This is a genomic window from Janthinobacterium sp. GW822-FHT07H11, from assembly GCF_058798615.1.
This window is the reverse complement of sequence record NZ_CM179507.1, coordinates 1373072-1386568: the sequence shown is the minus strand read 5'-3', so window position 1 is coordinate 1386568 and position 13497 is coordinate 1373072. Positions and strand designations below refer to the sequence as shown.

Annotated in this window: 7 protein-coding genes, 2 tRNA genes and 2 rRNA genes; 2 read left to right on the top strand and 9 right to left on the bottom strand. The window is 58.6% G+C overall.

Annotated features, from left to right (window positions below):
- Window positions 1–33 precede the first annotated feature (33 nt).
- Window positions 34–2172 (top strand): TonB-dependent receptor family protein, encoded by a 2139-nt coding sequence (locus AC3RCJ_RS06210; protein WP_492964889.1) that lies wholly within the window; start codon window positions 34–36, stop codon window positions 2170–2172.
- A gap of 161 nt (window positions 2173–2333) precedes the next feature.
- On the opposite strand, the gene AC3RCJ_RS06205 is transcribed toward AC3RCJ_RS06210, so the two are convergent.
- The 5 genes from AC3RCJ_RS06205 to AC3RCJ_RS06185 form a co-directional block, all read right to left on the bottom strand.
- On the bottom strand, window positions 2334–3167 hold the full coding sequence (locus AC3RCJ_RS06205; RefSeq protein WP_492964888.1) for a substrate-binding periplasmic protein: 834 nt from the start codon (window positions 3165–3167) through the stop codon (window positions 2334–2336).
- Between the two features lie 25 nt (window positions 3168–3192).
- Window positions 3193–3678 carry a cytochrome c-550 PedF gene (pedF, locus tag AC3RCJ_RS06200; RefSeq protein ID WP_076573049.1) on the bottom strand — a complete coding sequence of 162 codons (486 nt, stop codon included), beginning with the start codon at window positions 3676–3678 and terminating at the stop codon, window positions 3193–3195.
- Between the two features lie 131 nt (window positions 3679–3809).
- Window positions 3810–4829 carry an RNA 3'-terminal phosphate cyclase gene (rtcA, locus tag AC3RCJ_RS06195; RefSeq protein WP_492964887.1) on the bottom strand — a complete coding sequence of 340 codons (1020 nt, stop codon included), beginning with the start codon at window positions 4827–4829 and terminating at the stop codon, window positions 3810–3812.
- A 16-nt stretch (window positions 4830–4845) separates the two neighbouring features.
- The gene (locus tag AC3RCJ_RS06190; RefSeq protein WP_492964886.1) at window positions 4846–6081 is read right to left on the bottom strand and encodes an RtcB family protein; all 1236 of its coding nucleotides are present in this window, start codon (window positions 6079–6081) and stop codon (window positions 4846–4848) included.
- Window positions 6082–6351: 270 nt separating this feature from the next.
- Window positions 6352–7923 (bottom strand): vWA domain-containing protein, encoded by a 1572-nt coding sequence (locus AC3RCJ_RS06185; RefSeq protein ID WP_492964885.1) that lies wholly within the window; start codon window positions 7921–7923, stop codon window positions 6352–6354.
- A 204-nt stretch (window positions 7924–8127) separates the two neighbouring features.
- Here AC3RCJ_RS06185 and rtcR point away from each other — a divergent pair, with 204 nt between their 5' ends.
- A complete protein-coding gene (gene rtcR, locus AC3RCJ_RS06180) occupies window positions 8128–9732 on the top strand; it encodes an RNA repair transcriptional activator RtcR (protein ID WP_492964884.1) in 1605 nt (534 codons plus the stop codon).
- 170 nt (window positions 9733–9902) lie between these two features.
- Here rtcR and rrf read toward each other — a convergent pair.
- The 4 genes from rrf to AC3RCJ_RS06160 all read right to left on the bottom strand — a co-directional run bounded on the left by rrf (window position 9903) and on the right by AC3RCJ_RS06160 (window position 13445).
- Window positions 9903–10015: ribosomal RNA gene (gene rrf / locus AC3RCJ_RS06175) — 5S ribosomal RNA — on the bottom strand.
- Window positions 10016–10155: 140 nt separating this feature from the next.
- Window positions 10156–13031: ribosomal RNA gene (locus AC3RCJ_RS06170) — 23S ribosomal RNA — on the bottom strand.
- A 237-nt stretch (window positions 13032–13268) separates the two neighbouring features.
- Window positions 13269–13344 (bottom strand) — tRNA-Ala (locus tag AC3RCJ_RS06165).
- Between the two features lie 24 nt (window positions 13345–13368).
- Window positions 13369–13445: transfer RNA gene (locus tag AC3RCJ_RS06160), tRNA-Ile, on the bottom strand.
- Window positions 13446–13497: the final 52 nt, after the last annotated feature.

Here is a 13497-nt window from a genome sequence, read left to right as displayed (position 1 = left end):
CAAGCAGGCTTTTATTCACATTGGAGAATCCGCATGCAGCATCGTTTCCGCCTGAACACCATCGCCAGCCTGTTTGTCGCCGGCAGCGCCACCCTCGCCCCCCATGTCTTCGCTGCCGAGTCCGCTGACCTGGCCGCCGGGCAACTCATGGATACGGTGGTCGTCAGCGGCAGCCGCATCGCCCACCCGAGCCAGGAAGTGCCGGCCTCGATCGACGTGGTCGACAGCGCCCGCATCCAGGATGGGCAAATCCGCGTCAATGCCTCGGAAGCGCTGGCCGCCGTGCCCGGCCTGGTGGTGCAGAACCGCCAGAACTATGCGCAAGACCTGCAGATTTCGTCGCGTGGCTTCGGCGCCCGCTCGGCCTTCGGCGTGCGCGGCGTCAAGCTGATCAGCGATGGCATTCCTGCCAGCATGCCCGATGGCCAAGGCCAGGCCGCCACCTTCAACCTCGATACGGCCGAGCGCATCGAAGTGCTGCGCGGACCGTTTTCTGCCATCTATGGCAACCACTCGGGCGGCGTGATCCAGCTGTTCTCCAAGGATGGGCAAAATCCCCCATCCGTCGAATTGAACGTGACGGGCGGCAGTTTCGGCACCAGCAAGGTGGACCTGTCGGCGCAAGGCCAGGCAGGCGGCATCGGCTACGTGCTCGACGGTTCGCGCTTCCGCACGGACGGCTTCCGCGACCACAGCGCCGCCACGCGCGAACAGGCGTTCGGCAAGATCACGGTCAAGCCGAATGCGGACAGCAAGCTGACCATCGTTGCCAACAGCCTGCACCAGGGCAATACGCAAGATCCGCTGGGCGCCACCTGGCCCACGTTTGCCCGCGACCCGCGCGCCGGTGAAATCGATGCGAGCGACACGCAAACCCCGAAACGCACCCTGGCCGAACGCTACAACACGCGCAAGAGCATCGACCACCAGCAGATCGGCGCCACCTATGAACAGTCGTTCGGCGATGACCGCCTGCATGTAATGGTGTATGGCGGCAACCGCGATGTGATCCAGTACCAGGCATTCACCAAGGGTTTCCAGGCGCCAGCCAGCCATTCGGGCGGCGTGGTCGACTTCCAGCGCCAGTTCTACGGCATCGACACCAACTGGCTGCACGTCAACCAGCTGGCTGGCGGCAAGCTGAGCACCACCATCGGCATCGATTACGGCCGCTCCAGCGATGACCGCACCGGCTATGAGAATTACATTGGCAATACCTTTGGCGTGAAGGGCAAGCTGCGCCGCGACGAGCAGGATGTCGTCTCCAGCCTCGATCCGTATCTCCAGATGGAATGGCAAAGCGGGCCATGGCTGCTCAGCGCAGGTTTGCGCTACAGCAAGATGAAAGTGTCGGTCAACGACCACTTCCTCGGCAATGGCAACGACAGCGGCAGCCTGGAATACAGCCACACGACGCCCGTGCTGGGCCTGCTGTATAAACTGACGCCGAACGTCAACGTCTACGCCAGCGCCGCGCGCGGCTTCGAAGCGCCCACCCTGAACGAACTGTTTTACTCGGGTACGGGCGGCGGCTTCAATTACCAGCTGAAACCGGCCACCAGCACCAACCTGGAAGCGGGCATCAAGGCCAGGATCAACAACAATACGCATGTGAACGCGGCTGTGTTCCAGATCAAGACCAACGACGAACTGGTGGTCGACAAGTCCAGCGGCGGACGCACCAGCTATCGCAATGCAGGTAAAACCTTGCGCCAGGGCATGGAAGTATCGCTGGACTCGACCCTGCCGTATGGCTTCACGACAAAAGTGGCGCTGACCAGCCTGCACGCCGTGTATGACCAGGCGTTTGGCAACGTGCGCGAAGGCAGCCGCCTGCCGGGCGTGCCCAGCGCCAACCTGTTCGCGGAACTGGCCTGGAAAGACACGCTCGACCGTTTCGGCGCGGCGCTGGAAAGCGTGGCCAGCAATCAGGTGTATGCGGAAGACAGCAACAGTGAAAAGCCGGCGCCCGGCTACACGGTGTTCAATGCGCGCGTCAACGCCAAACAAAACGTGGGGAATTGGCGCTTCAAGGAGTTTGCCCGCCTGAACAATCTTTTCGACAAGACCTACGTGGGCTCCGTCATCGTCGGCGACAGCAACAAGCGCTACTATGAAGCGGCGCCGGGACGCAATTGGTTGTTGGGCGTCAGCGCCCAATACGCGTTTTAAGAACACCTGAGAAAAAGTCCATGGCCGCGTTGCATTGCCTTGTCGTACTATTCGTACTGCCTGCGGCAATGCGCCTTGCCCTGAACATTTTTCAGGCGTCCTCATGAAAAAGCCCGCGCATCTTCCAATGCGCGGGCTTTATTATCATCCAACATGGCCTGTTACGGCCGCGCTTCCTTCACGCCATACTTTTCAAAGATGGCTTTTAGCTCCCCGCTGGCTGCCATCTCGTTCATGGCTGCCTGCAGCAGCTTGGCCACGTCGAGCTGCTCCTTGCTGACGGCCAGTCCCACGGCCCAGCCGGCACGCGGCAGGCGCGAAAATGCCACTTCGCTCAAGGGGAAGGCAGGGTCGCTTTTCAGCACCGACTCGATTTCCGAGCGGTTCGCCAGCACGGCGTCGAGCTTGCCTGCCTGCAATTGCTGCAAGGCTTCGGCGGCCGTGTCGAAGATGCGCACGTCGTCGCGGTATCGGCCATTGTCTTCGCCCAGCATCAGCATGGCGGCGATCGACACCTTTTCCACGCCGATGCGCTTGCCGGCCAGCGAAGCGACGCCGTCGAACTGCGGCACGGCTTGCGCGCTGCGCGCCAGGCGCACGGTTTCCACGTAATACGGCGCAAAGATCTCGACCTTGCTGTTGTCGGCCATCAATTGCTTGTCGACCGGCACGTGCAACATCACGTCGGCGGGACCGTAACCAAGGTAATGCCCCTTCCACACCATATTGCGCAAGTCATCGTTGAGGTTTTCGCCGGCAGGAAAGGGCAGCAGGCTCAGTTTCAGCCCCAGCTTTTTGGCCAGCGCCTCGGCAATGTCGATATCGATGCCCGCGCCCTTGTCGGAAAACGGGGCGAACTCGTTATACACGGCTACCTTCAGGCTGCCCGACTGCTGCACTTTCTGCCAGTCGGCGCGCGCCGGCGCGGCTGCGCACAGCGCCAGGCAGGCGAGCGAGAGCATCGCGCGCGCGCCCCGGAGTTGAAATGAACGCATGGGACTCCTTCGTTATCAGTTCGACCTAATTAGACTCGCGGCGGGTTTCCAGATAGGTCTTGATGGCCCACATGGCTTCCTGGTTGAACACGCCCTCGAACGGCGGCATGTACACGGCGCCATTGCGTACTTTACCGTGGCGGATGGTCGCCAGGAAATAATTGTCCGTTTCTTTGTAGCAGGCCTGTTTCTTTGTCTCATTCTTGATGCCGAAGCAATCGCGGTCCAGCTGGCGCAGGTCCGGCGCGATGCCGCCCGAGATGGCTTCGATGCCGTGGCAGCGCGCGCAGTTCTGGTTGTAGGCCGAGGTGCCCACCGTCAGGGCCAGCTTGTTGCCCCGATACGGGTTTTGTTCGAGCCACTTGTCACCCACCTTGGGCAAGCCCGTGGTGTCGACGCCTTGCGGCGTGACATTGCCGTGCGCATAAGCTTGCGGCAAGGTCAGCAGGGAAGTGAGGGCAACGGCGCCGGCGGCGGCCACGCCGAGCAGGGTACGGATGGAATAGGTCATGCTGGTCTCCTTGGTTTTTTTAGTGAATATCCAAGAAGAGCAAATGCCATGCCATGCTTGCATGCCCCTGATCCGGCCGCCCATGTATCAATTTGGAACAGCTGCAACACCTGTTTGTATCACCGCGCGCCTCAGGCGGCGGCCAGCGTGCAAATGCTGTGCCTCTCCTGCTGCTCGAAAGTGATACGCACAGGCAAGAATCTGGAAATCACCTCGGCATTCGTCAACGCATGCTGCGACACCTTGCTGCAGCTGAAAGCACCGCCGCCGGCCAGCGCCATTGGCAGCAGAAGCTGGTCCGCCAGGTGTTCACCCACGGCCGCGTCCGACTTGAGATAGGCGCGTACCTCGTTCAGCAGGCGCTTGGCCACGGATTCGGCCAGCAAGTGCTTTTCGCCGAAAGAAGTAAACACTTCCGTCACATGCTCATGCTCCAATGTCAGCAACAGGACATTGCCAGGTCCCTGGTCCGCCGGCAAGCCGACGAGGCGCAACTGCTTGCCGCTCCAGCCCATGCCCTCGGCGACGCGCTCGAGCTCGCGCTGCGCCACGTTCACATGCACGCCCGCCACCATGCTTTCCGCATACCCGGCCTTCCGCTCGCCGCGCTGCAGCAATGAAATGGGCCGCAAGCGCTGGCACGGTTGCACGCTGGCCTGCACCTCGCCACCGCCCGCGGGATGAAAGCCGTAGCGCTGCTGCGTCATCTCTACCTCGGCGCCCATCTGTTCCAGGATACGGCCATACGCGCGCTGCAGGAAATGCACGGGCGGCGCCATGGCATTGTGCGTGCCGCCGCTGATGCGCACGGTGGATGGCCCATCCGCATGCAGCAAGGCTGGCAGCAGGGTTTGCAATACCAGGGTGCAGCTGCCGGCGCTGCCGATGGCAAAGCGGTAATCGCCGCCGCGTATGGGGCCAGGCACGAATTCCAGGCTGGCTGCGCGCAGCGCCACCGGTGTCGTGCGCGCCCCGCAAATGGCGGCCGCCGCCTGCACGGCCAGCAGATGCTGGCGCAGCAAGCCGGGCGTGTCCCGCCCCGCGCGAATGTTAATCAGCCGGAATGGCTGGCCCGTGATCATCGACAGGCTCAGCGCCGAGCGCAATATCTGTCCGCCGCCTTCACCTTGCGCTCCATCAATTTCTATCATCTGTATTTTCTCTCTATTAACCTTTGACGCAAACGACCTGCTTCAGGATATGCACGACATCGACCAGCTCGCGCTGCGCCAGCATCACCGCGTCGATATCCTTGTAGGCCATCGGAATTTCATCGATCACGTTTGCATCCTTGCGGCATTCCACGCCTTGCGTGGCGCGGATCTGGTCGTCCAAGTTGAAGCGCCGCTTCGCTTCCGTGCGGCTCATCGTGCGCCCCGCGCCGTGGCTGCAGCTATGGAAGCTGTCCGCATTGCCCTTGCCGCGCACGATAAAACTCTTTGCGCCCATGGAGCCGGGAATGATGCCCAGTTCTCCGGCGCGGGCCGAGACGGCACCTTTGCGCGTGATCAACACGTCCTTGCCGAAGTGGTGTTCCTTCTGCACATAGTTATGGTGGCAGTTGACGGCTTCCACATGCGTCTGGAACGGTTTATGGATGACCGTGCGCACGGCCGCGATCAGATTCTGCATCATCACTTCGCGGTTGTTACGCGCAAAGCGCTGCGCCCAGCCCACCGCTTCCACGTAATCATCGTAATGCCGCGTGCCTTCGGCTAGGTAGGCCAGGTCCTGGTCGGGCAGGTTGATGAAGTGGGTGCGCATATCCTGCTTGGCCAGTTCGATGAAATGCGTGCCGATGGCATTGCCCACGCCGCGTGAACCCGAATGCAGCATGAACCATACGCTGCCCTGCTCGTCGAGGCACACTTCGACGAAGTGATTACCGCTGCCCAGGGTTCCCAGGTGACGATAGTTGTTCGTGTTCTTCAGCTTGGGCATTTTCAGGCAGATGGCATCGAATTCATCCTTCAGTTGCAGCCACGCGGCGTCGACCACCGAGGGCGGCGTATGCCAGGAGCCCTCGTCGCGGCCACGGTGGCCGCGCGTCTTCGGCGACATCCCGTGCGGAATGGCGCGCTCGATGGCGCTGCGCAGCGGCCCCAGATTATCGGGCAAATCATTCGCCGTCAGCGTGGTTTTCGCCGCCATCATGCCGCAACCGATGTCCACGCCCACGGCCGCCGGAATCACGGCGCCCAGGGTGGGAATCACGCTGCCGATGGTCGAGCCTTTACCCAGGTGGACGTCGGGCATGACGGCGATATGCTTGTAGATGAACGGCAGGGTCGCCGTGTTGCGCAATTGTTTTTTGGCCGCTTCTTCGACAGGCACGCCACGCGTCCACATTTTCACGGGACGGCTGCCTTCGGTATGCAGGACTTCGTATTCTTCGTTTTTCATCGCTATGCTCTTCTTCTATTGTATAGGGGGTGATGACAAGGATTGGTGAAACGCTGCCGACGCATCGGCTCTGGATGTAGTTCCACCGGCATTCATCAGTACGACAACCCGACCAGGGGGACAGGATTTCTGCCAGGCTGACTGCGCCTGGCAGGCCGGTTTGACGCGGCTGATCGATGTAATCCTGTCGGCATTCGGGGCACTGCGGCACATGACAAAGTTGGACAAGACGTCTGTTATGTAGTCTGGTCCGCATTCATGCGCTTTGCTTCAACAACTTGGTGCCGCGATATCGATGGCGGCGATTTCCCCCACCCAGTGGGCGGGGTCCAGCTGGCCGGCGGCAAAGGCGGCGATGATCCTGAAGACGTCGTCGGAAAAACCGCCGATATTCAAAATATCCTCGCGCTCCATCGCCTGCGTGGTGGCGTGCGGCGCAATATCGATGCACACCAGCTTTGCCTGCGGATTGCGCTGCTTGAAGACATGCCACTGTCCCATCGTCGCCGTGGCGCCGCTGCGTCTGGCGTCGATCCATGATTCGTTATCGGACACATAGATCACCAGGTCCGCCAGCTCCTTCTTGCTGTTCATGCGCAGCAGCGGCGCGCTGCAATTGGTGCCGCCTCCGCCGATGGCCGCCAGCCTGGCCGCGTTCACCATCACGCTGTCATCCGCGCCGAGCGCGCACTGCACCACGCTGTGCTCGAACGGCAGCACCATCGCGTCCGGATTCTTGCGCAGCATGGCCGCCGCCACCAGCGCCGCCACGTCGATGCAGCGCACGCTCGAGGTGGCGCTGCCGCGAAAGCCGCTGACGGGCGAGGCCATGGAGCCGGAAACGTCGGGGCACACCACCACCTTGCCGGCGATCCGCGGCACGTTCGCCAGCGAGATTTCCAAGGCCTGCTCCAGCGCCGCATGCACGATGCGCGGTACCTTGTCGCCAGCGGCCAGGTACGCCGACATCAGCTGGTACGGAAACACCCGTGCCCGGCCAATCGCCTCGGGATCGCGCAGCCTGGCGGCGATCAGTTCCGCCATGCCTTCAAGCTCGTACACGCCGTGGCGGGCGAAGGTATTCAAGTTCATGCGCACCATCTGCCAGCCGCCCTGGCGGGCGATCTGCGCCCACGCCTGTGCGTTCAAGGGCAGCGCCGTCAGCATCTGGAACGGCACGTCCGGAATCGCTTGCGCTGGATCAAGCTTGTAAGCTTCGAACGCAGCCAGCGCCGGCGGCAGTGCGGCCGCATCGTAGGGCTTGCCGATCAGCCAGGCGAAGAACGCGGCGCGCCAGGCATCCCCGGGTTTCGGGTGCACCATCTTGACCACGTCGGCCAGCGATGGCGCGTTCCCCACGGCGGCGGCCAGCAAGGCCTGTTCCGACGCGCCGTTCAACCATGCCTGCACGAGCTTTTTCGGACGCGATCCCAGCGACTTGCGGCCGGTGACGCCCGAACGCACGATCTGCACGAAATTGCGCAGCATCTTGCCGTTGTTAATCACGCGCTGGAAGGCCGGCGCAAATTCGGCGGCGCCCTGCCCGGCCAGCACGGCCACCAGCAAGGCTGGCATATCCTTCATGTAGCCACGCTCGCGGCAGTACACGGCCGTTTGCGCGATAAAGGCCGGCTCGACGGCCTGGCACAGCTCGATTACCTTTGCCAGCTGCGCCTCGGCGCTCGCATAAAACGTCGTGTTCAGGCAGCCTGTGGCTGCGTATTGTGCCAATTGATGGCGTGGCGTCAGCGCATACGCTGGCGCGCCTTCGGCATTGTGCGCCAGCGCCGCTGGCAAGGTCACGGTCTGTTGTGCACGCTGGAATAACTGGGCGTTGGCCATTTTTTGTCCTCTCTGCTCTCTACGTTTATCTCGCTGTTATCCCTTCTATTGCAAGCGCTGTGCCAGCTTTCAATGATTCCCCAGAAATGTCTGTAAGTAATTGATTTTATTCATCAATATTCTCTCCCTGCACTTTCAGGTGAAAATGGCGAACGTCGGAGATTCGGATACAATTATCTTTTCAGATAAACTCTTATCCAATTCATGCAAGCAAAACGCACTGTCGTCATCGGTTTTCTCGGCACACAACTCGACAATGGCAGGGGTGCCGCGCGCTGGGAAAAGTGGCGGCCCAGCATCGCGCTGACCCAGCACGAAGACAAGATCATCGACCGCTTCGAGCTGCTGTATGCCGGCGAGCAATTTTCCAGCCTGGTACGCCAGGTGTCGCAGGATATCGCCAGCGTTTCGCCGGAAACGGAATTGATCGCGCATGATCTGCCGATCAGCGATGCCTGGGATTTTGAAGACGTGTATGGCGCCCTCTATGATTTCGCCAACAGCTACCCCTTTGATCCGGAGCAGGAGGATTACTGGATCCACATCACCACCGGCAGCCACGTGGCGCAAATCTGCATGTTCCTGATGACGGAAGCGCGCTACTTCCCGGGCCGCCTCGTGCAAACGTCGCCGCCCAGGCGCCAGGCCATCGGCAATCCCGGCAGTTACGCGCTGATCGACCTCGATCTGTCGCGTTACGACCAGATCGCCCAGCGTTTTATGCGCGAGCAGGCCGAAGGCGTCGCCTTCCTGAAGTCCGGCATCGCCACGCGCAATGCGAAATTCAACGACATGATCGGGGAAATCGAACGCGTCGCGATCAAGTCAAAAGCGCCCATGCTGCTGACGGGGCCGACGGGCGCCGGCAAATCCTTCCTCGCGCGCCGCATCTATGAGCTGAAACGGTCGCGCCACCAGATCGACGGCAAGTTCATCGACCTCAATTGCGCCACCCTGCACGGCGACGGCGCCGCCTCCACCCTGTTTGGCCATATCAAGGGCGCATTCACGGGTGCGGGGACGGACCGGCCAGGTTTGCTGCGCAGCGCGCACAAGGGGCTGCTGTTTCTCGATGAAATCGGCGAACTGGGACTCGACGAGCAGGCGATGCTGCTGAAAGCCATCGAAGAGAAGCGTTTTTTCCCCGTCGGCGCCGACATGGAGGTGCAAAGCGACTTTCAGCTGATCGCCGGCACCAACCGCGACCTGGGCAAGGAGGTGGCGGCCGGCCGCTTCCGCGAAGACCTGTATGCGCGCATCAATCTGTGGACCTATGCATTGCCAGGCCTGGCGCAACGGCCGGAAGACATCGAGCCGAACCTCGACTATCTGCTGGCGCAGTACGGCGCGGAGACGGGCGAAAGAGTGCGCTTCAACAAGGAGGCGCGCGAGCGCTTCATGCGCTTTGCCGCCGCGCCATCGGCGGCATGGAGCGGCAATTTCCGCGATTTATCGGCCGCCGTCACGCGCCTGGCCACCCTGTCGGAAGCGGGCCGCATCACGGATAGCGTGGTCGACGAAGAGATCAGGCGCCTGCAGCGGATGTGGCAACATCATGGTGGGCGGAGCGATAGTCCGGAAGTGGACTTGACAGGGATCATGGGAGAGCAGGCGGCAGCGCAACTCGATCTGTTCGATGCGCTGCAACTGCAGGCAGTCATCCAGGTTTGCCGGCAGTCAAACAGCCTGTCCGATGCGGGCCGCACATTGTATGCCATCTCGCGCGGGGCAAAGGCGAAACCGAATGATGCGGACCGGATCAAGAAATTCCTGGCCCGCTTTAACCTGGAATGGGACAGTATTAGATAACAGAGGCAGCGCGCAGCGCTGCCTTTTTTTCGTCCAGCATTCCCCCAACGGCGTAGGTCGGCTTAGCGCAGCGTAAGCCGACAGCAGCCACCGCCGCGCGCCACAAAACCCCCAGACGAAAAAAAACCCCACCGGAGTCCGGCGGGGTTTTCTTCTACTACGAATAACAAGCCTGACGATAACCTACTTTCACACTGGTTGCAGCACTATCATCGGCGCAAAGTTGTTTCACGGTCCTGTTCGGGATGGGAAGGGGTGGGACCAACTTGCTATGGTCATCAGGCATAACTTGTACCGGCGTTTGTCTCCTGTGGGACGACAAGGCCATGAATCTGGAAGAAGCAAAGATTTTGGGTAATGAATTGGTGTATCAACACACACGCAACGTTGTACCGTCTTATCCTCTGTACCTGCTAAGGTTATAGGGACAAGCCGTACGGGCAATTAGTACTGGTTAGCTTAATGCATTACTGCACTTCCACACCCAGCCTATCAACGTCCTGGTCTCGAACGACCCTTCAAAGAGCTCAAGGCTCTGGGAAATCTCATCTCAAGGCAAGTTTCCCGCTTAGATGCTTTCAGCGGTTATCTCTTCCGAACTTAGCTACCCGGCAATGCCACTGGCGTGACAACCGGTACACCAGAGGTTCGTCCACTCCGGTCCTCTCGTACTAGGAGCAGCCCCCTTCAAATTTCCAACGCCCACGGCAGATAGGGACCAAACTGTCTCACGACGTTTTAAACCCAGCTCACGTACCACTTTAAATGGCGAACAGCCATACCCTTGGGACCGGCTACAGCCCCAGGATGTGATGAGCCGACATCGAGGTGCCAAACTCCCCCGTCGATATGAACTCTTGGGAGGAATCAGCCTGTTATCCCCAGAGTACCTTTTATCCGTTGAGCGATGGCCCTTCCATACAGAACCACCGGATCACTATGTCCTACTTTCGTACCTGCTCGACTTGTCAGTCTCGCAGTTAAGCACGCTTATGCCATTGCACTATCAACACGATGTCCGACCGTATCTAGCGTACCTTCGAACTCCTCCGTTACACTTTAGGAGGAGACCGCCCCAGTCAAACTGCCTACCATGCACTGTCCCCGATCCGGATAACGGACCAAGGTTAGAACCTCAAACAAACCAGGGTGGTATTTCAAGGTTGGCTCCACGAGAACTAGCGTCCCCGCTTCAAAGCCTCCCACCTATCCTACACAGATTGGTTCAAAGTCCAATGCAAAGCTACAGTAAAGGTTCATGGGGTCTTTCCGTCTAGCCGCGGGTAGATTGCATCATCACAAACATTTCAACTTCGCTGAGTCTCGGGAGGAGACAGTGTGGCCATCGTTACGCCATTCGTGCAGGTCGGAACTTACCCGACAAGGAATTTCGCTACCTTAGGACCGTTATAGTTACGGCCGCCGTTTACTGGGACTTCAATCAAGAGCTTGCACCCCATCATTTAATCTTCCAGCACCGGGCAGGCGTCACACCCTATACGTCCACTTTCGTGTTTGCAGAGTGCTGTGTTTTTATTAAACAGTCGCAGCCACCAGTTTATTGCAACCCTTTCACCCTCATGGAGTAAACCAATCAAGCTACCGGGGCGTACCTTTTCCCGAAGTTACGGTACCAATTTGCCGAGTTCCTTCTCCCGAGTTCTCTCAAGCGCCTTAGAATACTCATCTCGCCCACCTGTGTCGGTTTGCGGTACGGTCTCGTATGACTGAAGCTTAGAGGCTTTTCTTGGAACCACTTCCGATTGCTTCGTGAACAAGTTCACTCGTCCCATCCCCTTGAATTCCGCGCCCGGATTTGCCTAAGCGCCTTCTATGAGACAGAAACTGACTATTCCAACAGTCAGACAACCTTCCGCGATCCGTCCCCCCATCGCATCATACGACGGTGCAGGAATATTAACCTGCTTCCCATCAGCTACGCATCTCTGCCTCGCCTTAGGGGCCGACTCACCCTGCTCCGATGAACGTTGAACAGGAAACCTTGGGCTTACGGCGTGGAGGCTTTTCACCCCCATTATCGCTACTCATGTCAGCATTCGCACTTCTGATACCTCCAGCATCCTTTACAAGACACCTTCGCAGGCTTACAGAACGCTCTCCTACCATATATATTGCTATATATCCGCAGCTTCGGTGACTGGCTTAGCCCCGTTACATCTTCCGCGCAGGACGACTCGATCAGTGAGCTATTACGCTTTCTTTAAATGATGGCTGCTTCTAAGCCAACATCCTGACTGTTTTAGCCTTCCCACTTCGTTTTCCACTTAGCCAATCTTTGGGACCTTAGCTGGCGGTCTGGGTTGTTTCCCTCTTGACGCCGGACGTTAGCACCCGACGTCTGTCTCCCAAGCTCGCACTCATCGGTATTCGGAGTTTGCAATGGTTTGGTAAGTCGCAATGACCCCCTAGCCATAACAGTGCTCTACCCCCGATGGTGATACTTGAGGCACTACCTAAATAGTTTTCGGAGAGAACCAGCTATTTCCAAGTTTGTTTAGCCTTTCACCCCTACCCACAGCTCATCCCCTAATTTTTCAACATTAGTGGGTTCGGACCTCCAGGGCGTGTTACCGCACCTTCATCCTGGCCATGAGTAGATCACTTGGTTTCGGGTCTACACCCAGCGACTGATCGCCCTATTCGGACTCGATTTCTCTACGGCTTCCCTATGCGGTTAACCTTGCCACTGAATGTAAGTCGCTGACCCATTATACAAAAGGTACGCAGTCACGGAACAAGTCCGCTCCTACTGTTTGTATGCACACGGTTTCAGGATCTATTTCACTCCCCTTCCGGGGTTCTTTTCGCCTTTCCCTCACGGTACTGGTTCACTATCGGTCGATTACGAGTATTTAGCCTTGGAGGATGGTCCCCCCATATTCAGACAGGATGTCACGTGTCCCGCCCTACTTGTCGTACGCTTAGTACCACCGGTCCGATTTCACATACGGGGCTATCACCCGCTATGGCTCCTATTTCCAGAGGATTCTGTTATCGGTCCGACTATCACGTACAGGCTCTTCCCATTTCGCTCGCCGCTACTTTGGGAATCTCGGTTGATTTCTTTTCCTGCAGCTACTTAGATGTTTCAGTTCGCCGCGTTCGCCTTGCATACCTATGTATTCAGTATGCAATACCCTAAAAGGGTGGGTTGCCCCATTCGGAAATCTGCGGATCAAAGTGTGTTTGCTCACTCCCCGCAGCTTATCGCAAGCTACTACGTCCTTCATCGCCTGTAATCGCCAAGGCATCCACCATGTGCACTTATTCGCTTGTCCCTATAACGTTAGCCTCTCAACATTTACATGATGAAAGAGCGCTACAGGGATAAGAAAGTACAACGTTGTTGCTTGTTTGTTGATACATACAATCATTACCCATCGATTCGCTTTTTACGGCAAACCGATCAATAAATAATCTTTACTTCTTCCAGATTGTTAAAGAACGAAACAGCTTTGATCGCTAAAAGATCAAACCTAAACCTGACTGGCTTACGTTTGCACTTTCAAAGTACTTGGTGGAGGATGACGGGATCGAACCGACGACCCCCTGCTTGCAAAGCAGGTGCTCTCCCAGCTGAGCTAATCCCCCGGGAATTTACGACTCGGGTGTTACTGGTAGGGCTGGTTGGACTCGAACCAACGACCCCCGCGTTATCAACACGGTGCTCTAACCAGCTGAGCTACAGCCCCAACGCGGAACTACTACGACTACTGTTTCTTCTCTTACTAACAGCCGATAAGT